A 25,199-nucleotide genomic window follows, 5' to 3' on the forward strand; every position below is an offset into this window, starting at 1 on the left:
TTTCAGTTGGGTACAGTCAGTTCCATTCCAGATAAATTGAAGGAGCGAGACATGAACACCTATCGCATTGCGACGATCCCCGGCGACGGCATCGGCAAAGAAGTCGTGCCAGCGGGCAAGGAAGTGCTGGAAGCGCTGGCGCGCACCAGCACCAGCTTCCGGTTCGAATTCGAAAACTTCGACTGGGGCGCCGACTACTACCGCAAGCACGGCGTGATGATGCCCGCCGACGGCCTCGACGCGATCCGCAACAAGGACGCCATCCTGTTCGGCTCGGCGGGCGACCCCGACGTGCCCGATCACGTGACGCTGTGGGGCCTGCGCCTGAAGATCTGTCAGGGTTTCGATCAATACGCGAACGTGCGGCCGACGCGCATTCTCCCCGGCATCGACGCGCCGCTGAAGCGCTGCACGCCCGAAGACCTGAACTGGGTGATCGTCCGCGAAAACTCCGAGGGTGAATATTCGGGCGTCGGCGGCCGCGTGCATCAAGGGCATCCGATCGAAGCCGCTACCGACGTCTCCATCCTCACGCGCGCCGGCGTCGAGCGCATCATGCGCTTCGCGTTCCGTCTGGCGCAGTCGCGCCCCCGCAAGCTGCTCACCGTCATCACGAAGAGCAACGCGCAGCGCCACGCCATGGTGATGTGGGACGAAGTCGCGCTGCAGATTTCGAAGGAATTCCCGGACGTCAAATGGGACAAGGAACTCGTCGATGCTTCGACGGCCCGCATGATCAACCGCCCCGCATCGCTCGACACCATCGTCGCCACCAACCTGCACGCCGACATCCTGAGCGACCTCGCCGCCGCGCTGGCGGGCAGCCTCGGCATCGCGCCGACGGGCAACATCGACCCGGAGCGCCGCTATCCGTCGATGTTCGAACCGATCCACGGTTCGGCATTCGACATCATGGGCAAGGGCCTCGCGAATCCGATCGGCACGTTCTGGTCGGTCGTGATGCTGCTCGAGCATCTCGGCGAATTCGAAGCGGCGCAGCGCGTGATGCGCGCAGTCGAGACCGTCACCGCGGACCCGTCGCTGCATACGGGCGATCTCGGCGGCAAGGCGACGACGGCGCAGGTGACGGCAGCCGTGTGCGCGCTCGTCGAGAAGGTCGCCGTCGCCGCATAACGCGCATGCAAATCCGTGGTCGCGCGGCGCTCGCCGCCGCGACGACGGGCGTGGCGAAAAGCGCGCTCGAAGGTTTCACGCACACAACAACAACTGACCCGCAAACGGCAGACAACGCGTGAAGCCTGAATTGTCCGGCACAGTCCGGCTCAACCTCCAAGGAGGAGACAGATGCAACCCGAACTCGAATCGCGGGTATCGCGCAAGCTTATGCTACGGATCATTCCGTTCGTGATGCTGCTGTACTTCGTCAGCTTTCTCGATCGCGTCAACGTCGGCTTCGCCGCCCTCACGATGAACAAGGCAATCGGTCTTTCGCCGACGGCCTTCGGTCTCGGCGGCGGGCTGTTCTTCATCGGCTATTTTCTGTTCGAAGTGCCGTCGAATCTCATCCTGCATCGCGTGGGCGCAAGGCTCTGGATCGCCCGCGTGATGGTGACCTGGGGCATCGTGTCGGCGGCTTCGGCGTTCGTCACGGGACCGACCAGCTTCTATGTGTTGCGCTTCGTGCTGGGCGTCGCGGAAGCGGGCTTCTTTCCTGGCATCATCCTGTATCTGAGCCTGTGGTTTCCGGGCAAGCAGCGCGCGGCGGCCGCCGCATGGTTCATGGCGGCCGCGCCGATCTCCACGGCCATCGGCTCGCCGATCTCCGGCGCGATCATGCAGTTGCCGCCGATGTTCGGCCTCGCCGACTGGCAATTGCTCTACATCATCGAGGCCGTGCCCGCCGTCGTGCTCGGCTTCGTCGTGTTGAAGTTCCTCACCGATACGCCGTCGAAAGCGCACTGGCTGAAGGACGACGAGCGCGAATGGCTGATCGCGAAGCTCAAGGCCGAGGCCGACGAGCGCAGGGGTCACTCGGGACATACGGCGGGCGCGCTGAGTGCGTTGCGTGATCCGCGGGTGCTGGCGCTCGCGCTGATCTACTTCGGCACATCGGCGGGCTTGTATACGCTGGGTCTGTGGGCACCCCTCATCATCCGGCAGTACGGGTTCAGCGCGCTGCAAACGGGCCTGCTGACGGGCATTCCAAGCGTCCTGGCCGTGATCGCGATGGTGTTGTGGGCGCGGCACTCCGACCGGACGGAAGAACGTACCTGGCACGTCGTGATTCCGTGCGCGCTGGCATGCGTCGGCTTTGTCTTCGCGGGACAGGCGGGCACGGCGCTTCTGATCGTGCTTGCGCTGGTGGTCGTCAATGTCGGCATCAGCGCGGCGAAGGCGCCGCTGTGGGCGATGCCGAGCATGTTCCTGTCAGGCGCGGGGGCCGCAGCGGGTATCGCGATGATCAACTCGGTCGGCAATCTGGGCGGCTTTGTCGGACCGTTTGCGATCGGCTGGCTCAAGAATGTGACGGGCGGATATGCGGCAGGCCTGTACGTGGTCGGCGCGACGCTGGCCGTGTCGGCGGCCGTCACGCTGATGCTCAGCCGCAAGGCCGCGCAGCAACCCGCCACGGCCTGCATGCGGCACGATCATTGATCGCTTTTAGATGAACATGGGCCGGTCCGGCGCAAACGTCACCGGCCCATCCTTCTGATCTTCTCCTTCCCGTCGCCGAACGCCTTACGGGCCGTGCCCGTGGCCTGTTGCAAATCGCCCTTCAGTTGCTGCGTGCGATTGCCCGTCACCTTGCCGACGACTTCGTTGACCTTGCCCTTCACCTGCTGCGCAACCCCTTTGATCTGATCGCGGTTCATATCGCTCTCCCTGTCGATTGGCGCATTAGCGCCATCGGGGTGAGTAACATGCAATTCACGCGCCAGCGCTTACGCCAGCCACGTGGCGCGTCTCAGGCCCGACACGAAAGCGTCTTCATGACAACGCGCCGGTAACTTATACCAACGCATCATTCGACATCCGCCGCAACCCGCTGCGCCGCCCACATCTCCAGTTCTTCAGCCGATATCGCCGGCGAATACAGGAATCCCTGCAATTCATCGCAACCGATGCTGCGCAGCGTATTCGCTTCGTCCTCGTTTTCGACGCCCTCCGCGACCACGCGCAAACCCAGTTCATGCCCAAGCTCGATGATCGCCTTGATGACGGCCAGATCCGCTGGCGCGGCGAGCATGTCGCGAACGAACGCCCGGTCGATCTTCAACCGGTCCAGCGGGAAGCGGTTCAGATAGCTAAGGCTCGAATAGCCCGTGCCGAAATCGTCGAGCGACAGCTTCACGCCGAGCGCGCGTATCGCGCGTATCGCGTCGAGATAGTTCTCCGCGCTATCCATCAACACCGTTTCGGTGATTTCCAGTTCCAGCCGCTGCGGCGCGACGCCATGCATCGCGAGACTGCGCCGCAATGTGTCGACGATATCCGCGTCGCGTAACTGGATCGCCGACAGATTGATCGACATGCGCAACTCGCCCAACTCGTCGTCGCGCCAGCGCGCCAGTTGCCGGCACGCTGCGTCGATGACCCACGCGCCGATCGGAATGATCAGCCGCGTCTCTTCGGCGATGGGAATGAACTGCGCGGGCGTCACCGCGCCGAGTTGCGGATGTGTCCAGCGCAGCAATCCTTCGACGCTCACGAGCGCGCCCGTTTGCGCATCGAGACACGGCTGAAAAGCGAGCCGCAGTTCGTGCCGCTCGATGGCCGTGCGCATGCAGGCTTCGAGCGCGAGCCGCTGACGTGCGCGCTCGGCCATATCCGGCGAGAAGAATTTCACGAGATTGCGTCCCGCTGCCTTCGCCTGATACATCGCGGCATCGGCGTTCTGCATCAGCGTTTCGATGTCCGTGCCGTCGTCGGGATAGAGCGCCACGCCCGCGCTGCACGCAACCTGCAGCGTGACGCCGCCGATCGCATGCGGCTCGCGCACGAGCGGCAGCAGACGTTCGTCGATGGTGCGCGCGACGTCGGCCGCGCTGCCCGCATCGGCGAGAATCATCGTGAACTCGTCGCCGCCGAGACGGCTCACGGTATCGCTGCTGCGCACAGCCTGCACGAGACGCCGCGAAACGGAACGCAGCAGGCCGTCGCCGATATGATGGCCGAGCGAATCGTTGATGTCCTTGAAACGGTCGAGGTCGATGAAGAGCACGGCCACGCGTTGTTGAGCCTGCTTCGCGTGTTCGAGCGCGACGCCCAGCCGTTTCGTGAAGAGCGCGCGGTTCGGCAATTCCGTCAACACGTCATGCTCGGCGAGAAACTCGATGCGCGCCTCGCTCTTCTTGCGGTCGGTGATGTCGATCAGTGTGCAGATGTAGTGCGAGACGCTGCCGCGTTTGTCGCGCACCGCGCTGATCATCAGCCAAGCGGGATAATCGCCGCCTTGACGCCGCCGGATCTGCGCTTCGCCGTTCCATGAGCTGGAGCGGTCGACGAGCGTCGCGAGCGCCGTGATCACCGCGCCGCCGTTCGCGCCAGCCACGATGAACGCGGGCGGCTGGCCCGCGATATCTTCCGCGCGATAACCCGTCGCGCGATAGAACGACGCGTTGGCCGTCAGCAGACGCCGCTCCTGATCGAGAATCAGGATCGCTTCGGATGATGCCTCGAACACCTTCGCCCACAGTTCGAGCCGCTGCTCCATCAGCTTGATCTGGTTGATCGGCGTGAACGCCGTCAGCACGGCGTCGCGGCCCTGGAAGTTCAGGCGCCGAGCGGACAGCATCGCCCATGTCGGCTCGGTGCTCGCCTTCCAGCGCACTTCGAATTCGTCGACGGCATCGCGATCGGACAATTGCTGGAAAAAGCGCGCGCGCACCGAGGAATCGAGACCGTAGGCCCATGGGTCGGTCGTGCAGCCGTTGAGCCAGTACAGCGCGGGCTGGTTCGCATGCAGCACTTCATGACCGGGCACGGCCGTCACCATCATCGGCACGGGCGTCGATTCGACGAGCGCATGCTGCGCGGCCGATGCGCGCGCCGTCGCCGCAAGTTCCTTCTGCACGTCGCGCTCGCGGTCGAGCTGCTCGAGCATTTCGTTGAAGCCGCGCACCAGCTGGCCGATTTCATCCTGGCTGTGCCAGCTCGCGCGCACGGTGTGATCGCCCGTTCTGCGCACCGTGTCCATCACGCGCGCAAGCTGGCGCAACGGCCGCGAAATCTGCTGCGCGACGAAATACACCATGCCCAGAATGCTGCACAACAGGAAGAGCGCCGTGCCCAGGTGCAGCCACATGCGCGAGAAGAGACCGCGCACGCGTGCATGCAACAGCTCGTCGAGCTGATCGGCCGTGCTGCGCCACGTATCCTGCACGCTGGCGACGAGCGTCTGCTGCTGCACGTCGACAATCGACAGCAGCGTCGGATCGACCTCGCCGTTGCTGTCGATGATGATGCGCGCCGCGTGCCGGTACGATTCGACAGCCGTCAGCATGCGCGCCATCGACGGCCCGAGCGTCGAGTCGAGCGCGTGATTGGCCGCGCCCGCTTCGGAAAAGTCAGAGCGCAGACCTTGCAGCACGGCATCGAGTTGCCCTTCGAGCACGAGATAGCGCGTGCGCAGTTCGTCATGCGAGCGCACGGCATGCACGCCTTCGTGCAACTGCCGGCCAATCCGGTTCACGGATTCGAGCAACGCGGGATAGCGCAAGATCGACAGCGACATCGCGTAGTAACTGTCGAGGTCGGGATCGAGAATCAGGTTCGACTGATTGCCGACGCGTGTCACGAGTTCGCGGCAGGCTTCGAGCGCTTCGTTGATTTGCGCGGCAGTGGGTTGCGCTTCGCGCGCCAGCACATCCAGCGCGGCGCGCACGCGGGTGTTCAGCCCGGCGCTTTCCAGATGCGCGCCGTAGCGCGCTTCCGTGCTGGCGAGATCCGTTTGCGCGCTCTTCAGGCGGGCAGCGGGCGGACGCTGTCCCGCGCCCGCCATCGCCACGTCGATCAAGGCATCGCGTACCGTGCCGATATACGCATTGCCGACAATCTCCTTGTTCGAGAAGTCGATCGAAATGTATTTCTCGTGGATCAGAATGCCGCTGATGTACACCACAGCCGTCAAATCGAGCAAATAGATCAGCAGCAGCTTGCGGCCTACGCGCAGACGCGCAAGCAGACGGAAGAATGGATTGCGCTTCATGGCATGCGCGCCATCGCGTACGACATCGAACGAGTCACACCGCACTCCCGGTCAGTGGAAGGTGAAAAACAGGCCTGCATGCCTCGATAAGGCCGCTCGCCACTACGGCATATCGGCGCATCGTATCGCGACTTTAGCGTTTGCTGAATAATCCCTTCGACGGTGCGCGAATGCTGCGCGCAGGTGCATTGAACAAGGGCTTTTAATCCGGTTCGCACCAACGTATGCCATGTACTGCGCGCTGCGCCTGAACGGGATCGAGCATACGCAAAACATGGTCCGCGCGCTCGTGGACAGAAATTTTCGGCAATACTTGAAGCTCATAGCCGAGCGTGAAATACATATGCATCAGCCGTTCATATTCGGCGATTGCACTATCGATGTCGTGACGACGCTCTGCGTCCTGCACATAGATTTCCGGCCACGGCGGCGCCATGAACACGCAATGGTGATAGCACCGCGCAAGATCGGATGTGGATGCAACGGGTTTGCCTGTCAGATGCTCCAGACCCGATACGGCATCGATCAGCCCGCGGTCGAAGAACACCCATTGATTGGGCACATCGGCTTCGGACAGATCGACGAGCGCAAGATCGGTTGCACGATGCAGGAACGCATGCAGGTCATGCCATGGCAAGGCCGTGCCATTCGCCTGCAATTCCGAGGCCACGATGCGTCTGCCCGGCTCCGCAACCACTCGATATCCACGCCGCGCGAGTTCATCGAGCAGCGTCGATTTGCCCCCGCCCGAACAACCCGAGATAACGACACGACGGTTCATACGCGGACGTGGAACTGATTTTGGCTGCATGATATGTATTCGGATGACCTGGCCACGAAAAGGTGACGTGATGAACGAAGCGACCGACACGACACGCGACTTCATCGTACGGACGATGAACGCCGATGAAGTCGATCTCGCCATCGAATGGGCCGCGCGCGAAGGCTGGAATCCGGGCCTGTACGACGCGCACTGCTTTCGCGCCGCCGATCCCGACGGGTTCTTTATCGGCGAATTGCGCGGCGAGCCGGTCGGCTGCATTTCCGCCGTTGCTTATGGCGGGCAGTTCGGCTTCATTGGACTGTATATCGTGAGGCCGGAGTTTCGCGGCAAGGGATTGGGCTTGCGCATCTGGCAGCATGGAATCGCGTATCTCGGCAAGCGGAATATCGGGCTCGACGGCGTGGTCGCACAGCAGCCGAACTACAGGAAGTCAGGCTTTCAACTCGCGCACCGGAACATACGCTTTCAGGGTATCGCGGAGGCCGGCATTACGGCATCGGCACTCACGGATGTACGCCAGTTGCCTTTCGACAAACTGGCGCTGTATGACGGGCGATTCTTTCCCGCGCCGCGCGAAGCGTTTTTGCGCGCATGGATCGATCAACCGGAAACCGTCGCGCTCGCAAACGTTGTCGATGAGCAGATACGCGGCTATGCGGTGCTGCGTCGATGCCGTGAAGGCCGCAAGATCGGCCCGCTGTTCGCCGACGATGCGCAAACCGCTGAAGCGCTGTTCACTGCACTTGCCGGGCGCTGCGCGGGCGAAGCCGTCGCGCTCGACGTGCCCGAGCTCAACACGGCAGCGATTGCGCTCGCCGAACGGCACGGCATGGCGAGCGTCTTTGAAACGGCGCGCATGTACACCAGGCACGCGCCGGACATTCCGCTTGCGCGGCTGTATGGCGTCACGTCATTCGAGCTTGGTTGAAGCCTTGAAAACTCAACGCGCGACCGATTACTTCGGATCGTAGCGATACACGCCGTGTCCCGTCTTGCGGCCCAGACGGCCCGCCGCCACGAGTTCGCGCAACAGCGGACACGCGCGGTATTTCGAATCGCCGAAATCCTTCAGGAACACGTCCATCACGGAAAGGCACACGTCCAGCCCGATCAGGTCCGCGAGCGCGAGCGGGCCGATCGGATGGTTCGCGCCGAGCCGCATGCCCGCGTCGATCTCTTCCGCCGACGCAATGCCTTCCGCCAGCACGAAGAACGCCTCGTTGATCATCGGCACGAGAATGCGGTTCACCACGAAGCCGGGCGCATTCTTCACGCTGACGGGCGTCTTGCCGAGGCGCCCGGTCAGTTCGCGCACGGCGGCAGCCGTCTCGTCGCTGGTCTGCACGCCGCGAATCACTTCGACGAGCGGCAGCAACGGCACCGGGTTAAAGAAGTGCATGCCGACGAAGCGTTCCGCTTTGCCGAGCGTCGCAGCGAGCGCGGTGATCGAAATGGACGACGTGTTCGACGCGATGATCGTCTCGCCGCTCACCACGGATTCGATCTGCCGCAGGATGCGAATTTTCAGTTCGGCGTTTTCGGTCGCCGCTTCGACGACGAGGTCGACGCCTGACAGACGCTGATAGTCGGTCGAAGTCTCGATGCGCGTGAGCGCCACATCGCGCGCCGCCGCTTCGATCTTGCCCTTCTCGACGAGCTTCGCGAGACTGGACGTGAGCGCCCCCATGCCCTTTTCGAGCGCGGCGTCCGTCACGTCGATCAGCACGACCTTCAGCCCCGCCACCGCCGATACCTGCGCGATGCCGTTGCCCATCGTGCCCGCGCCGACGATGCCGATTGTTTCGATCTTGTTTGCCATTGCTGCTCCTTTCTCCTGATTTGCGCTGAGTCATATCGATGCGCTGCACTGCACCATGGACGATACGATACCTGTTTCTTGCGCAATCACGTGTGAAAAACGGGTGGCAACCTGTCGCACGGTCCGCCTGCCGGACACGGTCGCTGGATATATCATCGGAAAAATTTCATTGAAGGCCCCGTCATGCAGCCCGTCGAACTGAACCCGAAGCGCAAGCGGGAGAACCCGCTCGTATGGATTTTCGAGCCTCTCGAACGCGATCCGGAATACTCGCGGGAACGGTTCTTCAACTTTCAGGCGGCGTATCTCGACGGCCTGCTGTATCTCGCGGTGGCAAGCGGCGATGAACCGTGGAACGGGCTGGTGGTGTGCACGTCGCATGACCGGCAAGCGGGGTTGCTCGATGACTTCCCTGCGCTCGCGCCGCATCCGGTGCTCGGCAAGTGGCTGTATGTGTCGCAGACCCATCCCGAGTTCGAAACGGTTGCGCATGAGATGGTCGCGCTTGCACGCGAGCGCGACCCGCGCATGGGCGTGCTGCCCGGCAAGCGCAAGCGGTCGCCCGATGTCGTCGAGATGAAGTCCTCGGCGCGGAAGAAAAAGGCCCAGTAGCCCTTACCGCGGTACGCTCAGCCCTTCTCTTGCGAAGCGAAGTTGCCGCCGAAGGCGTGGTCGGAGACCGGAGCGCGGCAGACTGGTAGTTGCGTTTTTGCGCAAGCAAAAAAGCGCCGAAGCGAAGCGCCTTATTTCCATCCTTCGAGCCTGAGCGTCGCCCGCACCAACCGCTGCTCTTCCTGTTCGATTTCCTGCAGGCTTTCGCGCACGCCGTCGATGTGATCCGCCGCGGCCCGGTAGGCCTGCTCGGGCAGTTTGCCCGTCACCGCGTTGTAGAGCCGCGCATGCTGCCGGTCGATTCGCTTGCGATGCGGCTGCCGGTGATAGAGATTGTTCACGGACGCAAACACCGAACTCAGCAGCAGCTCCGTCAGCGAGCGCAGCGTATGCACGAGCACCGGGTTGTGCGACGCCTCGCAGATCGCGAGATGAAACGCATGGTCGAGGCGCGCATGCGTGGCCGGATCGGTTTCGGCATGGTGCGCGGCGAGCATTTCCTCGTAGCGGCGCGTGATCATCATGTAATCGGCGGGCGTGCCGCGCAACGCGGCCAGACGCGCCGACTCGGCTTCGAGCATGCCGCGCACTTCGAACAGATCGTAAAGCGTGCGCGGCTGAGACGCGAGCAGATGCATCAACGGCGATTGCGGCGGCTGCGCAGTCAGATTCGCGACGAACGAACCCTTGCCCTGCGCGGTTTCGATGATGCCCCGTGCGCGCAGCAGCTTCAGCCCTTCGCGCAAGGCCGTTCTCGATACGCCGAGCTTGTCCGTCAGGCGACGCTCCGATGGCAGCGCCTGCCCCGACCTCAGCACGCCGTCGACGATCAGCCTTTCGATGCGCTCGGCGACCACGTCGGCGATCTTGCGATCGGACTGTCTGGCGGGATTTTCCGGCTCTGAAATCACTGGTATGACCACTTGTAAAACAGGTTCTGGATGTCGCTCATGATAGCGCCAATCTCCTTTCCGCGCCCAGTTCCGCGCGCTATGCGTGGTCTCGCGGAAACCAAAAAACTGGTACGACCACCTGCCGTGTCCATCGACAGCGCTAGACGAAACGGGAACAATCGGCGGCAACACGGATAAGCGGCGCATGACACATCACGTGCGCCGGCGGAGACACCCCATGAGCTACGCCTACGACGAACGGATCGACGGACCACTCCCGTCGCATGACAAGGCCGCGCTGGTTGCCGAGCTGCAGCGTCTCGTGCCCTCGATGCAGCTGCTGCACGATAAGGAAGATCTGCGCCCGTTCGAATGCGACGGTCTCGCCGCGTATCGCACCACGCCGATGATGGTCGCGCTGCCCGATTCGATCGAGCAGGTGCAGGCGCTGTTGAGATTCGCGGCCGCGCGCAAGGTGCCCGTCATCGCGCGCGGCGCGGGCACGGGTCTGTCGGGCGGCGCGCTGCCGCTCGAACAGGGCATCCTGCTGGTGATGGCGCGCTTCAACCGCATCTTGCAGATCGACCCCGAGGCATCGATTGCGCGCGTGCAGCCGGGCGTGCGCAATCTCGCGATCTCGCAGGCGGCCGCGATTCACGGTCTTTACTACGCGCCCGACCCTTCGTCGCAGATTGCCTGCTCGATCGGCGGCAATGTCGCAGAGAACGCGGGCGGCGTGCACTGCCTGAAATACGGCCTGACCGTGCACAACATCCTGAAGCTCGAAGTGCTGACCATCGACGGCGAGCGTCTGACGATAGGCTCCGAAGCGCTCGACTCGCCCGGCTTCGATCTGCTCGCGCTGCTGACGGGTTCCGAAGGCATGCTCGGCATCGTGACGGAAGTCACGGTCAAGCTGCTGACCAAACCGCAAAGCGCGAAGGTGCTGCTCGCGAGTTTCGACGATGTTGAAAAGGCGGGCGCTGCCGTCGCGCGGATCATCGGCGCGGGCGTGATTCCGGGCGGCCTCGAAATGATGGACAACCTCGCGATCCGCGCCGCCGAAGACTTCATCCACGCGGGCTATCCCGTCGATGCGCAAGCGATCCTGCTGTGCGAACTCGACGGCGCGGAATCCGATGTGCAGGAAGATTGCGATTGCGTCGGTGCATTGCTGCGTGAAGCAGGCGCAACCGATATTCGCATCGCTCGGGACGAAGCCGAACGGCAACGCTTCTGGGCGGGCCGCAAGAATGCATTCCCCGCCGTGGGCCGCATCTCGCCGGATTACTACTGCATGGACGGCACGATTCCGCGCCGCCAACTCGCACGCGTATTGCGCGACATCGCCGAACTCTCGAACGAATATGGTCTGCGAGTCGCGAACGTATTTCATGCAGGCGACGGCAACATGCATCCGCTGATTCTGTTCGACGCCAACGCACCTGGAGAAATGGAGCGCGCCGAAACGCTCGGCGCGAAGATTCTCGAACTGTGTGTCGAAGTGGGCGGCAGCATCACAGGCGAACACGGCGTTGGACGGGAGAAGATCAACCAGATGTGCGTGCAGTTCAGCAGCGCGGAACTCACGCTGTTCCATTCGCTGAAGGCCGCTTTCGACCCTGACGGTCTGCTCAATCCCGGCAAGAACGTTCCCACGCTGCATCGCTGCGCCGAACACGGCGCGATGCATATTCATCACGGCAAGCTGCCGTTTCCCGAGCTGGAGCGCTTCTGATGAGACGCGAATTCGATTCGATGGACGATAGCGCGCGTCTCGTCGCGCAAGTGCAGCGCGCCGTCGCCCAGCACACGCCGTTGCGCATTCGCGGCGGCGACAGCAAGCGTTTTCTGGGCCGCGACGTGCAAGGCGAAGAACTCGACACGCGCTCGCATCGCGGCGTCGTTGCGTACGACCCGACCGAACTGGTGATCACCGCGCGCGCCGGCACGCCGCTCGTCGAACTGAACGCCGTGCTCGACGACGCCGATCAGATGCTGCCGTGCGAGCCGCCGCTTTTCGACGGCAAGGGCACGCTCGGCGGCGCCGTCGCGGCTGGCCTTTCGGGACCGCGCCGGCCGTGGGCGGGATCGATGCGCGACTTCGTGCTCGGCTGCCGCGTGATCACGGGCGACGGCGATCATCTGCGCTTTGGCGGTCAGGTGATGAAGAACGTCGCGGGCTATGACATGTCGCGTCTGCTCGCGGGCAGTTTCGGCTCGCTCGGCGTGTTGACGGAGGTGTCGTTAAAAGTGCTGCCGAAACCGCGCGCGCGCCGCAGCTTCGCGCTCACGGTCGGCGCCGATGACGCGATGCGCGAGCTGTCGGCATGGCGCAAGGCCGCGCTGCCTGTGAGCGGCGCATGTTATGCCGATGGCAGGCTGCAGGTGCGGCTCGAAGGCGGAAGCGGATCGGTGAAGTCGGCCGTGGACCGGATCGGCGGAGAAGAAATCGACTGCGCGTTCTGGGATGCGCTGCGCGATCATCGGCTGCCGTTCTTCGCGGACACGCGTCCGTTGTGGCGTCTATCGCTGCCGAATGCGACGCCGTTGATGCCGTTGCCCGGCGATGTGCTGCTCGACTGGGCGGGTGCGCAGCGCTGGCTCAAGAGCGATGCGCCCGCCGCCGACATCCGTCGGCTCGCGCATGCGGCGGGCGGTCACGCGACCTGCTTCACGCCGTCGCCCGATCGCGAGCCGTTCCAACCGCTCGCCGCGCCGCTGCTGCGCTATCAGCATCAATTGAAACGCCGCCTCGATCCGAGTGGCGTGCTGAACCCTGGCCGACTGTACGCCGATCTCTGAAGCGAGCGCGATCATGCAAACGAATCTCGACTCTCACGCGAAGACCCTGCCCGATGCAGCCGAAGCGGAAAGCATCCTGCGCTCATGTGTGCATTGCGGTTTCTGCAATGCGACGTGTCCGACGTATCAACTGCTCGGTAATGAACTCGACGGACCGCGTGGGCGCATATATCTGATCAAGCAGCTGCTCGAAGGCGAACCTGTCAGCGACAGGACGCAACTGCATCTGGACCGGTGTCTGACGTGCCGCAATTGCGAAACGACGTGTCCGTCGGGCGTGACGTATCACCGGCTGCTCGATATCGGGCGCGCCGAGCTCGAACGGCGTGTGGAGCGGCCCATCGGCGAGCGGCTGGCGCGCAAGGGCTTGCGGACGGTGATTCCGCGGCCTGCTGTGTTCGATGCCTTGCTGAAGACGGGGCGCGCTTTGCGGCCATTGTTGCCTGCCGGCGTGCAGGCGAAGATTCCGGCGCGTGCCGCCGTGCCTGCGAAAGCGCGTCCCGCGTTGCGTCATGCGCGTCGCGTGTTGATGCTCGAAGGTTGCGTGCAGACTTCGTTGTCGCCGAATACGAATGCGGCTGCGGCGCGCGTGCTCGATCGGCTGGGGATTAGCGTGGTGTCCGTTCGCGAAGCCGGGTGCTGTGGGGCGACTGACTATCATCTGAATGCGCAGGACGCAGGGCTGGATCGGGCGCGGCGCAATATCGATGCGTGGTGGCCGGCAATCGAAGCCGGCGCCGAAGCGGTCGTGCAGACGGCGAGCGGCTGTGGCGCGTTCGTGAAGGAATATGGGCATCTGTTGCGTAATGATCCGCTTTATGCGGCGAAGGCCGCGAGGGTGAGTGCGCTGGCGCGCGATCTCGTCGAGGTGCTGGGTGCGGAGCCGCTCGATGCATTGCGGCCCGCTGATGATGCCGTCGCGAAGCGGGTCGCGTTTCATTGCCCTTGCACGTTGCAGCATGCGCAGAAGCTCGGCGGCGCGGTGGAGAGTGTGCTTGCGCGGTTAGGGTTCGATCTAGCTGCTGTGCCCGATGGGCATCTTTGCTGCGGCTCGGCGGGGACGTATTCGATTACGCAGCCTGAGCTCGCGCAGAAGTTGCGGGATAACAAGATGCTGGCGCTTGAGAGTGGCAGGCCGGATGTTATCGCTACTGCGAATATTGGTTGCCAGATGCATCTCGACGGGGCTGGGAAGACGCAGGTGCGGCACTGGATTGAGTTGGTCGAGGAAGGGTTGGGAGTGTAAGGGTAGGTTTTGGGGTGTGCGCTTTTTTGCGCTGGCATCCGATTTGTTAGCGTGCTTCACGCGGCGTCCCTTGTGCGCTTGCCTTTTCGCTCGCATCCGCGTTACGTTAGCGTGCTTCACACGTCGCCCCTGTGCGCTTGCCTTTGCGCTGGCATCCGCGATGCGTTAGCGTGCTTCACGCGCCGCCCCTGTGCGCTTGCCTTTGCGCTGGCATCCGCGATTCGTTAGCGTGCTTCACGCGTCGCCCCTGTGCGCTTGCCTTTGCGCTGGCATCCGCGATGCGTTAGCGTGCTTCACGCGCCGCCCCTGTGCGCTTGCCTTTGCGCTGGCATCCGCGATTCGTTAGCGTGCTTCACGCGTCGCCCTGTGCGCTTGCCTTTGCGCTGGCATCCGCGATTCGTTAGCGTGCTTCACGCGTCGCCCCTGTGCGCTTGCCTTTGCGCTGGCATCCGCGATGCGTTATCTAGCTTCACGCGTCGCCCCTGTGCGGGGCGGCACCTACTTTTCTTTGCCGCCGCAAAGAAAAGTAGGCAAAAGAAAGCGGCTCACACCGCCAATTCTTGACGTTTGCCCACGGGCCCCCAACGTCCCCACGCTTCACACGCCCGTGCCCTGGGTAGTGCCCGTTGCCAACGCTTCGAATGAACGCCTCACCCACTTCAAACACCCATACATGAGCCAGCGGCAGCGAATGGTATGCGCCGCCCAGGTGGCAAACTGTGTGTAGGTTGTCGCGTCGTATGGCTCGGCGCTCTTACAACGTGGGATGCGTGCGCTATCGGTCCGGAGTGGTGCGCGTATGGCGCGAAAGCCTACACACAGTTTGCCACCTGGGCGGCGGTGGACTGTCTGGCGCGGCGTGCTGAAACGCAGGTGTGTGAAGCGGGTGAGGCGCTCATTCAGAGCGTTGGCAACGAACGCGAACAGGAAAGTTGCCGTGTGAAGCGTAAGACCCTTTGGGGGCCCTCAGGCAAGTAGAGCCTGTCCGCATTTTTGTGGGCGAGGCGGTTAAAGGAATCGTTAGCCGCGCGCCTGCGTAAATCGATCGCCAAACAGAATAGCAAACTGGTTCATGGCTGACTTCCAGTCGAAGGCTGAGCGCACGTTTTTGGCCAGGACGTTGCGCAATGCCAGCCAGAGTAGCTTGATTGCAGCCTCGTCATTGGGGAAGTGACCGCGGGTCTTGATGATCTTGCGCAACTGCATGTTCAGACTCTCAATGGCGTTCGTGGTGTACACGACCCGCCGGATCTCGGGTGGAAACACGAAGAACGGCGTGACGTGCTCCCAGGCGCGCTGCCAGGACTGCACGATAGTCGGGTATTTCGCGCCCCATGGCCCATCAGCAAAGGCCTGCAGAGCCTGCTTCGCTGCCTCTTCGCTGGCAGCTGCGTAGATCGGACGCAGCGCCTGGGCGACAGCCTTGCGGTCCTTCCAGCCAGCGTATTCCAGGCTGTTGCGGATCAGATGCACGATGCAGGTCTGCACCGCCGTCTTCGGGTAAGCTGCGCCGATCGCGTCGGTCAGCCCCTTCAGGCCGTCAACGACCGCAATCAGGATGTCCTGGCAGCCGCGGTTCTTGAGTTCGTTGAACACCTTGAGCCAGAACTTCGCGCCCTCGGTCTGCTCAATCCACAGGCCCAGCACATCGCGCTGGCCGTCCGCCTGAATGCCCAGAGCCAGATACACCGCCTTGTTGCTGACCACACCGTCATCGCGGATCTTGACCCGCAACGCGTCGAAGAAGACCACCGGATACATCGTCTCGAGCGGACGGTTCTGCCAGGCCAGCGTTTCGGCCATCACCTCGTCGGTGACCGAGCTGATGAAATCGGGCGACACCTCGGTGCCGTAGCTCTCGGCCAGAAAGGCCTGGATCTCGCGCACGCTCATGCCACGCGCGTACATCGCGATGATGCGCTCGTCAAAGCCGGTGAAGCGGCGTTCGTGTTTGGGGATCAGGATCGGCTCGAAGCTGCCGTCGCGGTCGCGCGGCAACTCGACCCGGACGACGCCACGATCGGTGATGACCGTCTTGCGGCTGGCGCCGTTGCGCTCGTTGGCCTGGCCAGCGGGTTTGGATTCGCCCGGTGGATACCCCAGATGCAGATTCATCTCCGCACCCATCGCGCGTTCGATAATCGCCTTGTTAAACGCCAGCATCAGATCCTGCACCTCGGTCGGCGTCATCGGCCCCTTGACCAGCTCGTCCAGCAGTGCTTTGGGCAGTTCAGGCAGCGGCCCTCGGGCCGCTGCCTGAGACGCCACCGTGCGTTTCTTCTTCATTGGCATATCCATGACTTTTACCTCTCATGATATGCCTCGCCCACAAAATGACGGATAGGCCCGGCAAGTATTAGCACTGGCGGTGTGAGCCGCTTTCTTTTGCCTACTTTTCTTTGCGGCGGCAAAGAAAAGTAGGTGCCGCCCCGCACAGGGGCGACGCGTGAAGCACGCTAACGAATCGCGGATGCCAGCGAAAAGGCAAGCGCACGGGGGCGACGCCTAAAGCACGCTAACGTCACGCGGATGCCAAAGCAAAGACCAGCACACCAAACAGCGCCACGCGAACCACGAAGACCTTCAGCGGCAAGCTGTGTGTACGCCCTCGCGCCGCGATAAGCACCAACCAATAAGCACCACTTCAAATCAAAACCCGCGAGCCACCGCATTCAAATCCCCGGCGGCATCGCCGCCAACCGCCCCGCTGACATCTGCAATCCGTCGAAGATACGTTGCGCCACGCGCTCAGGAAAACCTTTTGGCAACGCCGCCGCGACCGTTTCAATTGCCCCCGGCGTTGCATCGATCAATCGACCCATCAGCGACTCAGCGTCAGGACCATAGAAACACCGCGACGCCATCGCATTGAAATTGCGTCGCTGGATGTCCTTCATCAGATAGTGCCGGTTCTTACCGGCCACCGCCATCGCAAGCTTCGCCTTATGCCACGACCATTGATTGCCGCCGTCACCTTCAACCGGCCAGATCGACATGATGTCGTACAGCGGCGTCAGCGCATAACGCCCGCCCGGCAGCAAATGAATGCTGAAGTTCTTCGCGTGACCGTCCGGCGCGGCAAGCATCCAGAACAGAATCTGCGCGCTCAGAAAGGTCTCGAGGTCGGCGTCGGGCCGCTCCGACTGACGCAGCACGCCCGCAATGTCGATCATGCCAGGACCGCCATCCGCTTCATAGCGCTGATGCGACGGCTTGCCAAGCACCTGGCAGAAATCTTCCTGCGGCAGACGCAAGATCCATTGCTTCGACGAATGAAGCCGGCGGTCAAAGCGTTCCACAGCCAGCACCTTCTGCTCGCCAAACCCCAGGATGTCGGCATTCGGCGCGGGCAAGCCGAACGCCCGGAACAGCGCGAGACAGAGCCACTCGTTTTCAACGGACGTCGTCCAGTCAGCCTTCTTGTTGCCGACGAGTCCTAACGGCAACTTGAAGATGTGCGTCGTGGGCGTCGCGCCGTGAGGGCGCATCCACTTTTTCCTGTGCCACAGAAACGCAGTCTTTTCCTGCGCGCCCGCAAGCGAGATACGAAAGTCGTCGTATTCGTCGTCCCGCCCCGCCCCCGGACCGCCCGACGCCACCGTGCGCGCAAGCATCTCCCCAATCTCGTCATCCGACATCGGCGTGCCTTCGATACGGTCGAATCCCTCCGGCTGCGCATCCTCGGCAAGCAGTTGCGCCGCGCCCACGCAATCGCGGCCAATCGCTTCGAGCAGGTCGAAAGCGTCGACCGTGGCCGTCCGGAAACGCGTGGCAAGACGCCGGCGGATCGGCTCGCTGTCAGGCAGCAGGTTGTCGAAGTAGTTGCGCACGCGCTCGCCGCGCAACGGCGCATCGTCGATCCCGAACGGCAGCGAAAGCGACAGCGGCCTCCCGGCAGGCGAGGCCATCCAGTCGCGGTCGTACTGAAACTCCATGTCGCCGCGCGATGGAATGCGCCACGTGCCCACGCGCAGACCATTGGTCCACACCGAAAGCGCGCGCGCATGAGACGGACGGCCCATGGCTACCAGTCCTCCTGGCCCGGCGCCGCGCTGGCGGCCCGCGTCTGCACGCTCAGCTCGAGGCCGTACATGGCCAGCAACGCGAAAAGCTGCTCCGATGTGATCGAGTCGGGATTGAGCTCCATCGCCGAAAGCCGGCTTTGGCTCAAGCCCACCCGCGACGCGGCCTGAGCCTGCGAAAGCCCTTTCGCCCGCCTTGCAGTGCGCAGGATCTGGCCAAGCTGGTGCGGATTGAGCAAGGTGCGTTTCATCGCGGGATGCCTGTATGGGTCACCTGTCTGGCAGGTAAATGTATTTTACGCGTATGACGGGTATTTGCAAATTAGTTGTGTGGCGGGTAAAGGGGCGCTAACGGGGGGCACTACCGGCAGCATATCGCGGAGGTTCATGTTTTCCGCCGCGCCGCCGATATACAAGTGACCGGGAACCGCATGCTTTGCGCCCCGTGCAACCCACAGAGCCAAGTGATGGACCAACAATCGAATGAAGCGCGCACGACCCTGACCAGTTCGAACCAGTTCGAGCTGCTCCTTTTCAGGCTCGGCACCGTGCCGGGCGACAGCGCGCACGAGCTATACGGCATCAACGTGTTCAAGGTCCGCGAAATTCTCACGATGCCCGTCATCACGCCCATCGTTGGCGCGTCCCGTTGCGTGATGGGCGCGGTCAACATTCGCGGGCAGATCATCCCGGTGGTGAACCTGCCGCAGCTTATGGGCTGCGAGCCCACGCGCGGCCTGAACATCCTGCTCGTTACCGAGTTCGCCCGCACGACGCAGGGTTTCGCCGTGCAGGATGTGGACGACATCGTGCGACTGGACTGGAATCAGGTGCTTCCGGCCGAAGCGGCGGCGGCCGGGTCGGGGCTCGTTACCAGCATCGCAAGGATCGACGGCAACACGGGGGATTCGCGTCTGGCTCAAGTGGTCGACGTCGAGCAGGTGTTGCGTGACGTGCTTCCAGCGCATCAGCCGGAGTCGGCGGCCCCGGAAACCGCCGCGTTTCAGGTGCCGCCGGGCACCCGAATTCTCGCAGCAGACGACTCTGGACTCGCGCGCACCATGATTCAGCAGGCGCTTGCCGACATCGGCGCCGAATGCATCATGGCCAAGACGGGCGAGGAAGCGTGGCAGATTCTCGTCAAACTGGCCGATGAAGCCAAGCGCGACAAAGCGCGCTTGCGCGACAACGTATCGATGGTGCTCACCGACCTGGAGATGCCCGAAGTGGATGGCTTCACCCTCACGCGGCGCATCAGGGCGGACGAACGCACACGGGATATGCCCGTCGTGATCCATTCGTCCCTGACGGGCGCGGCAAATGAAGCGCACGTGCGAAACGCGGGTGCCAACGGCTATGTGGCGAAGTTCCAGGCGGCAGAACTGGCAGAGGCCATTCGGAGCGCGATCGGGGCGTGATCTGAGCGCTCACGGCACCGGCCGTGCGGACCTTCACGCTGGCGCGAAGCGCACGAAGAATCTTCCTTGCCGTCGAACGGGTTCCCGTCACGCGGCGACGTCCAGTGTCGCGGCTGGAAACAGCGACAATCGGAGTCCGACGAGCGCATGTAGCGCGCCCTTGCGCAGCTTGTAGCCGGGCGCGCCGGGATCGGCCGCGAAGTCTGCGAGAATCCGCCCGATGGCGGCATCGACGTCGGCGGCCAGCGTCGACGGCACGCCTTGCCGGCCGCCCGATTCGAGGCATCGTTCATAGTACGAGCGCACGTCGTCGAGCACACGGTTCAGCATGAGCGGCAGCTCCCCGGAAAACTTGCCGGACAGTCTGCGCAGGTCGAGTGTGTTGAGCGCGACGCGCATGTCGCGCAGGCTTTCCGTCGAAGGATGCTTGTCGTCCTCGCTCGGCGCCACGCGCGGAATCAGTTGCACGAGCCGGTCGAGCATGCGCGCGTTCAGGTCGCGTTGCTGATCGATCGATAACGCGGACGCGCTGAGCACCACGTCCCGCCAGCTGGAGCGGGTGAGCCGCGCCGTCGCCGCATCCGTTCCGAACGGACGGATCACGCCTGTCATCACCGAAGCGAACACCACACCCGCCAGCCCCGCGAGATTCGCGTTCAGGAAGCTCAGGATGTTGGCGTCGTAAGCGCTGTCGATGCCAAGAAACGTCGCCGTCGTCAACGCTACGAGCGTCGATATCAACCCCCATTTCGGACGTGGCATCAACAGACCGAGCGGCACGAACACAAACGAGAAGAAGATGACCAGCATGCCGAAGTCCTGGCCGCTCGGCAACACGACAAACAGATAGAAAGCCGAAATGACGACGCCCGTCGTCGCGCACTTCAGAAAGGTGATCATCATGGGCACGGGCTCGTCGAGCGCGGCGAAAAAGCACACACCGATCGCGCCCAACGACACAGCCGCTGCCCCGTCCTGCCAGCCCGAAGCGATCCAGATGCTCGACGAAACGAAGATGACCAGCGCGGCCGAGCTGGCTGAGAACAAGGCAAGACCCCGGTCGAGAAAAGCGTGACGTGTGCCGACCCGCCAATGACGAAAGCGCGGCCGCCAGTTCGCTTTTTCATGAACGATCATGTCGCGCAACGTCCGGCAATCGGCCCACAGATCCACCACTTGCCGCAAGCGCGACAGCGCGCTGGTCAACAGTGCGGCCTGCCAGGTCGTCAGTTCGTCGCGGGCGGGGTCCAGTTGCGCGATACGCATCCGCAATCGCGGCGCCCCGTGCTCGGGGTCCTCGCCAAGCGACGCATCCATCCAGCGGCAGGTATCGCGCAGCAGCTCGTTCAGGCCGGCGGGCACGCCGGGCCCGGATTGCCGCGTAGCCGCGACTATGTCCGCGAGCGCCGAGGTGATGGGCAGGATAAGTTGCATCCGGCCTTGCAGTTCCTCGCTGCGCGCGAGAATCGCAGGGCTGACGTGATCGTAGGCCAACTGGCTCAACAGGAATTCGAAGCCGCGCACACTCGTCGCCATCTTCTGGCGGCTTCCCGAAACGAGCGCACCCACGGCGCGGCCCGCCAGCGACTCTTTCGTGTAAAGCGTCGCATCGCGGAACCATGAATCGGTGCGCTCGATCAGCGTCGGCGCGAGCCGGCTCGGAAAAAACACGCTGCCGACGATGCTCGCGCAAACGATGCCGAGCGTGATCTCTTCAGTTCGCGCCACGGCCACATCGAATATCGTCAGCGGGTTCGATAGCGCCGGCAACGCGATGACGGACAGCGAATAACTGGCCAGCAGGAAAACATAGCTGCGCGCTGCCCGCGTCGAGATCGAAATATAGACGAACACGCCCGTCCACAACGCTATCACGGCGCTCAACAGATAAGGCGTCTCTGCGAAAGGCGGCACGAGAGCCACGGAAGCGAGCGCACCAAGCACGGTGCCGATCACGCGGTACAGCGCTTTCGACCGGGTGGCACCGACGAACGGATTCGACACGATATACACGGATGCCAGCGCCCAGTACGGCCTCGGAAGGTCGAACCAGAACGCGATGTAAAGCGCGAGCATCCCTGCAAGAAAGGTCTTTAGCGAAAAAATCCAGTCGCGCAGCGAAGGGAGATTCATCAGAACGAATTTGTGTGAGGGATGGGTCGCTCGGCCGCCGGACCGGCCAAGGCTCGCAGCAGAATGACCCAGAATGACCCACAGTGTCCCGCGCTTCTCCGAAATCTGCCTGGTAGGCATCGTCGCCGGGTCCAACGTATCATTTATCCATCACAAATCTATCAAACTTGAGATGCCCAATGGCTCATCGCTTCCTGATCAAGGAGATTGCGCTTCAGGCAGGACTCGGTGTTGCAACTGTCGACCGGGTACTGAATGATCGCGCCCACGTTCGGGAACACACCCGCAAGCGCGTCGAGCAGGCCATCAGGGAACTCGAAAAACAGGAACTGCAACTCGCAACCACCGGGCGAAAGCTGATTGTCGATGTCGTCGTGGAAGCGCCTGCCCGGTTCGCCGACGAGATACGAAGCGCGCTCGAAGCCGAGCTTCCGGTGCTGCACCCTGCCGTCTTTCGACCGCGATTCCACTTGCGCGAGACGATGACGACGGACGAAGTACTCGAGACGCTTCGTTCAATTGGACGACGAGGCAGCCACGGGGTGTTTCTGAAGGCGCGCGACGTTCCCGAAATCGCAGCAGCGATAGGCGAGTTGCAACGCAGCGGCATCCCTGTCATCACGACCTTCACGGACGTTCCATTGTCAGGGCGCATTGCCTATGCCGGGCTCGACAATCGCGTCGCTGGCGCGACTGCGGCCTATCTCATCACCCAATGGCTCGCTTCGCAGCCGGGAAAGGTTTTGATAACGATGAGCGACGAGCGCTTCCGCGGCGAAGAAGAACGTGAAATAAGCTTCCGGCGCGCGTTGAGGACCCGTCAACCGCAGCTCACGCTGATCGACGCCAGTGGTGGCCATGGCCTTGACTCGCTCACTGAAGAGCGGGTTCTCAAGGTCATCGCGGCACACAGGAAAATCGATGCAGTCTACTCGATGGGCGGCGGAAATATCGCCATTCTCAAAGCGATCGAAGCGCGGCAGCAGTCCCCCGTTTGCTTTATCGGACACGATCTCGACAGGGACAACGTCCGGCTTCTGCGCGAAGGCAGGATCCAGGCGATCTTGCATCACGAGCTTCGTCAGGACATGCGCTCGGCGTGCCAGCACGTCATGCATTTTCATCGACTTTTGCCGGCGTCGGCTGTATCGCCGTCGTCGTCGGTCGTCGTGGTGACGCCGGAGAATATTCCCGAGCACATCACGAGCCGGTTCCGCTGATGGCAGTGCTTGACATGCTTGCCACACTGCGACGGTCATCGCGCGTCACCCGCCTCCACCACGACGTCGAGGATGAAGAACCGTTGGGCCCGCCAGTCTCCCGCGACGAGATCGATCGTCGCACGGCCCGCGCGCCGCGCCACGAACATGATCCCGTTCGGCAGACCCGCTGGCGTGATGACGTGTCCCTCTTCTCCCATCGTGCCGGGAACGCCAGTGTTCTGGAAGCTGCACGGGCCGAGAAGCGGGTAATTGACCAGAACCTGTTTCCAGACGCAAGTGTCGAAAAGGAGATCCGGATTGTTTGCCTTCGCAGCCCGGCTTTGACAATACGTTGTCCCGAGCGAAGTCAGATTCAACATGCACCGGCTCGCCGTTTGCATGATCGCGTGACCGGTTGACGAAAGTCGCCTTGCGGAATACCAATACCGTTTCAATGACCGGACATCGGATACGAGCGCCGGCCACGCTATCGCGGACCGTTTCCAGACCGGCTCGCCGACCATCCTGGTCGGGTCGAGCCGGTCTGGACGATCCGCCACGTCCACACCCCACTTACACGTCAGTTCAACCGCTTCAACTGACCATCGTCCGCATACCAGTCGACTGTCTTGCCGGTCGTGTTGACCGTCACCGCGCGCGGCTCGCTGAACTGATCGAATGATTCGATGCCTGTCTCGCGCCCGACGCCGCTGTTCTTGAAGCCGCCCCACGGCGAAGCGGGATCGAGCCGGTGATGGTCGTTCACCCAGACCATGCCGAACTCGAGCTTGCCCGCAACCCGGTGCGCGCGTGCGACGTCCTGCGTCCAGATGGAAGCCGCAAGGCCGAACTGCGTGTCGTTGGCGATACGGATGGCATCGGCTTCGTCTTCAAAGGGCATGACGACGGTGACGGGCCCAAACACTTCGTCCTGGCCGATCTCCGAATGCGGGCTGGCGTCATGGATCACCGTCGGCTCCAGAAAATAGCCCGACGTCAATCCTTGCGGCACGCGTCCGCCCGTCAGCACTTTTGCGCCTGCCTCCTTCGCGCGTTCGAGCATCGCCAGAATGCGCTGCCTCGACCGGTCCGAAATCACCGGGCCGAGCTGGGTCTTCGGATCGGCTGGATCGCCGACCCGAATGCTTTCCGACTTCACGCGGAAACGTTCGAGAAACGCCGCGTACATCGACTTCTGCACGAGGATGCGCGCGCCGCACACGCAGGTTTGCCCGGCGCCGATGAAGGCCGCAAACGCCGCGCCGTTCACCGCGCGCTCGATGTCGAAGTCGTCGAACAGAATCACGGCGCCCTTTCCGCCCAGTTCCAGCGTGGTCAACGCGAAATTGCGCGCTGCCGCCTCACCGATCGTGCGGCCCACTTCCGTGCCGCCCGTGAACACGACCTTGCGGATCAGCGGATGCCGCGCGAGCGCCGCGCCGGCTTCGCGGCCTTCGCCATTCACCACGTTGACGACGCCTCTCGGTACGCCCGCTTCCTGCAGCAGCTTCACGAGCCGGACCGTCGTGAGCGGCGTCTGCTCCGATGCCTTGATGACCACGCTGTTGCCTGTGGCGAGCGCGGGCGCGAGACTCTTCGAAAGGATCATCAACGGATGATTGAACGACGTCATCAGTGCGACCACGCCGAGCGGCACGCGCTGCGTGTAGCACAGGTACGGCCCTTCAATGGGAATCACGTCGCTGCGGCGCGTGAGTGCGAGCGCGGCAAAGTACCGGTAGAACTGCGGCAACCGCGAAATCTGCGCACGCGTCTCGGAGATCGGGCGACCGTTGTTCAGTGTCTCCAGCTTGTAGAACTGTTCGAGGTCGGCTTCGAACAGATCGGCGAAACGATTCAGCACGCGCGCGCGTTGCTGGATCGGCATGTCGCGCCACGCGCCGCCTTCGAACGCCCGGTGCCCCGCCTGCACCGCGCGGTCGACGTCGTTCGCCGACGCGGCCGCCAGTGCGCCGATCACTTCGCCCGTCGCGGGATTCACGATATCGAGCGAGCGGTGCTCCTCGGCATCCGTCCATTCGCCGTCGATCAACAATTGTGCGTCGTAGTGCTGGGTGTTCGTCGTATCCATTGCA

General features: G+C 63.0%; 20 protein-coding genes. 9 read left to right on the top strand and 11 right to left on the bottom strand.

Annotated features, from left to right (window positions below; translation table 11 throughout):
• Positions 1 to 51: 51 nt before the first annotated feature.
• Together C2L66_RS35975 and C2L66_RS35980 are read left to right on the top strand one after the other, a co-directional pair.
• A complete protein-coding gene (locus C2L66_RS35975) occupies positions 52 to 1,134 on the top strand; it encodes a tartrate dehydrogenase (protein ID WP_060608689.1) in 1,083 nt (360 codons plus the stop codon).
• A 171-nt stretch (positions 1,135 to 1,305) separates the two neighbouring features.
• Positions 1,306 to 2,616, top strand: coding sequence for an MFS transporter (locus tag C2L66_RS35980; protein ID WP_060608692.1), 1,311 nt, complete (start codon positions 1,306 to 1,308; stop codon positions 2,614 to 2,616).
• Positions 2,617 to 2,654: 38 nt separating this feature from the next.
• On the opposite strand, the gene C2L66_RS35985 is transcribed toward C2L66_RS35980, so the two are convergent.
• From C2L66_RS35985 to C2L66_RS35995, 3 genes are all read right to left on the bottom strand, one after another.
• Entirely contained in the window at positions 2,655 to 2,834 is a 180-nt protein-coding gene (locus C2L66_RS35985; RefSeq protein WP_035996074.1) for a CsbD family protein, read from the bottom strand.
• Positions 2,835 to 2,983: 149 nt separating this feature from the next.
• Positions 2,984 to 6,169: an EAL domain-containing protein gene (locus C2L66_RS35990; protein WP_060610504.1), complete on the bottom strand. Its 3,186-nt coding sequence runs from the start codon at positions 6,167 to 6,169 to the stop codon at positions 2,984 to 2,986.
• Between the two features lie 202 nt (positions 6,170 to 6,371).
• Complete coding sequence (locus C2L66_RS35995) at positions 6,372 to 6,950, bottom strand: AAA family ATPase (RefSeq protein WP_060608695.1); 579 nt, start codon at positions 6,948 to 6,950, stop codon at positions 6,372 to 6,374.
• A gap of 70 nt (positions 6,951 to 7,020) precedes the next feature.
• Here C2L66_RS35995 and C2L66_RS36000 point away from each other — a divergent pair, with 70 nt between their 5' ends.
• Positions 7,021 to 7,881: a GNAT family N-acetyltransferase gene (locus C2L66_RS36000; RefSeq protein WP_060608698.1), complete on the top strand. Its 861-nt coding sequence runs from the start codon at positions 7,021 to 7,023 to the stop codon at positions 7,879 to 7,881.
• Between the two features lie 27 nt (positions 7,882 to 7,908).
• Here C2L66_RS36000 and C2L66_RS36005 read toward each other — a convergent pair whose 3' ends face one another.
• Entirely contained in the window at positions 7,909 to 8,772 is an 864-nt protein-coding gene (locus C2L66_RS36005) for a 3-hydroxybutyryl-CoA dehydrogenase (RefSeq protein WP_060608702.1), read from the bottom strand.
• Positions 8,773 to 8,955: 183 nt separating this feature from the next.
• Here C2L66_RS36005 and C2L66_RS36010 point away from each other — a divergent pair, with 183 nt between their 5' ends.
• Positions 8,956 to 9,384, top strand: coding sequence for a hypothetical protein (locus C2L66_RS36010; protein WP_060608705.1), 429 nt, complete (start codon positions 8,956 to 8,958; stop codon positions 9,382 to 9,384).
• Positions 9,385 to 9,515: 131 nt separating this feature from the next.
• Here C2L66_RS36010 and glcC read toward each other — a convergent pair whose 3' ends face one another.
• On the bottom strand, positions 9,516 to 10,292 hold the full coding sequence (gene glcC, locus C2L66_RS36015) for a transcriptional regulator GlcC (protein WP_054930918.1): 777 nt from the start codon (positions 10,290 to 10,292) through the stop codon (positions 9,516 to 9,518).
• Between the two features lie 223 nt (positions 10,293 to 10,515).
• Here glcC and glcD point away from each other — a divergent pair, with 223 nt between their 5' ends.
• Genes glcD through glcF form a run of 3 tightly spaced genes read left to right on the top strand, consistent with a single transcriptional unit; the run spans position 10,516 to position 14,328 of the window.
• Positions 10,516 to 12,015, top strand: coding sequence for a glycolate oxidase subunit GlcD (gene glcD / locus C2L66_RS36020; protein ID WP_054930912.1), 1,500 nt, complete (start codon positions 10,516 to 10,518; stop codon positions 12,013 to 12,015).
• A complete protein-coding gene (glcE, locus tag C2L66_RS36025) occupies positions 12,015 to 13,082 on the top strand; it encodes a glycolate oxidase subunit GlcE (protein ID WP_054930913.1) in 1,068 nt (355 codons plus the stop codon). The genes glcD and glcE overlap by 1 nt, the downstream gene beginning before the upstream one ends.
• Before the next feature lie 13 nt (positions 13,083 to 13,095).
• Positions 13,096 to 14,328 (top strand): glycolate oxidase subunit GlcF, encoded by a 1,233-nt coding sequence (glcF, locus tag C2L66_RS36030; protein ID WP_060608708.1) that lies wholly within the window; start codon positions 13,096 to 13,098, stop codon positions 14,326 to 14,328.
• A 1,020-nt stretch (positions 14,329 to 15,348) separates the two neighbouring features.
• Here glcF and C2L66_RS36035 read toward each other — a convergent pair.
• The 3 genes from C2L66_RS36035 to C2L66_RS36045 form a co-directional block, all read right to left on the bottom strand.
• Positions 15,349 to 16,620 carry an IS256 family transposase gene (locus C2L66_RS36035; RefSeq protein WP_409372571.1) on the bottom strand — a complete coding sequence of 424 codons (1,272 nt, stop codon included), beginning with the start codon at positions 16,618 to 16,620 and terminating at the stop codon, positions 15,349 to 15,351.
• Positions 16,621 to 17,000: 380 nt separating this feature from the next.
• Entirely contained in the window at positions 17,001 to 18,350 is a 1,350-nt protein-coding gene (locus tag C2L66_RS36040) for a type II toxin-antitoxin system HipA family toxin (protein WP_060608711.1), read from the bottom strand.
• 2 nt (positions 18,351 to 18,352) lie between these two features.
• Positions 18,353 to 18,601: a helix-turn-helix domain-containing protein gene (locus C2L66_RS36045; protein ID WP_054930920.1), complete on the bottom strand. Its 249-nt coding sequence runs from the start codon at positions 18,599 to 18,601 to the stop codon at positions 18,353 to 18,355.
• Between the two features lie 216 nt (positions 18,602 to 18,817).
• Between C2L66_RS36045 and C2L66_RS36050 the strand changes: the two genes are divergently transcribed.
• Entirely contained in the window at positions 18,818 to 19,768 is a 951-nt protein-coding gene (locus C2L66_RS36050) for a chemotaxis protein CheV (RefSeq protein ID WP_060608714.1), read from the top strand.
• Positions 19,769 to 19,855: 87 nt separating this feature from the next.
• Here C2L66_RS36050 and C2L66_RS36055 read toward each other — a convergent pair whose 3' ends face one another.
• The gene (locus tag C2L66_RS36055; protein WP_060608716.1) at positions 19,856 to 21,901 is read right to left on the bottom strand and encodes an FUSC family protein; all 2,046 of its coding nucleotides are present in this window, start codon (positions 21,899 to 21,901) and stop codon (positions 19,856 to 19,858) included.
• A 179-nt stretch (positions 21,902 to 22,080) separates the two neighbouring features.
• Between C2L66_RS36055 and C2L66_RS36060 the strand changes: the two genes are divergently transcribed.
• Positions 22,081 to 23,121: a LacI family DNA-binding transcriptional regulator gene (locus tag C2L66_RS36060; RefSeq protein ID WP_054930923.1), complete on the top strand. Its 1,041-nt coding sequence runs from the start codon at positions 22,081 to 22,083 to the stop codon at positions 23,119 to 23,121.
• Positions 23,122 to 23,156: 35 nt separating this feature from the next.
• On the opposite strand, the gene C2L66_RS41405 is transcribed toward C2L66_RS36060, so the two are convergent.
• Together C2L66_RS41405 and C2L66_RS36070 are read right to left on the bottom strand one after the other, a co-directional pair.
• Complete coding sequence (locus tag C2L66_RS41405; protein WP_167352380.1) at positions 23,157 to 23,483, bottom strand: hypothetical protein; 327 nt, start codon at positions 23,481 to 23,483, stop codon at positions 23,157 to 23,159.
• Positions 23,484 to 23,683: 200 nt separating this feature from the next.
• Positions 23,684 to 25,195, bottom strand: coding sequence for an aldehyde dehydrogenase (locus tag C2L66_RS36070; RefSeq protein WP_054930925.1), 1,512 nt, complete (start codon positions 25,193 to 25,195; stop codon positions 23,684 to 23,686).
• Positions 25,196 to 25,199 lie beyond the last annotated feature (4 nt).

It is taken from the genome of Paraburkholderia caribensis, from assembly GCF_002902945.1.
GTDB classification, from domain to species: domain Bacteria; phylum Pseudomonadota; class Gammaproteobacteria; order Burkholderiales; family Burkholderiaceae; genus Paraburkholderia; species Paraburkholderia caribensis.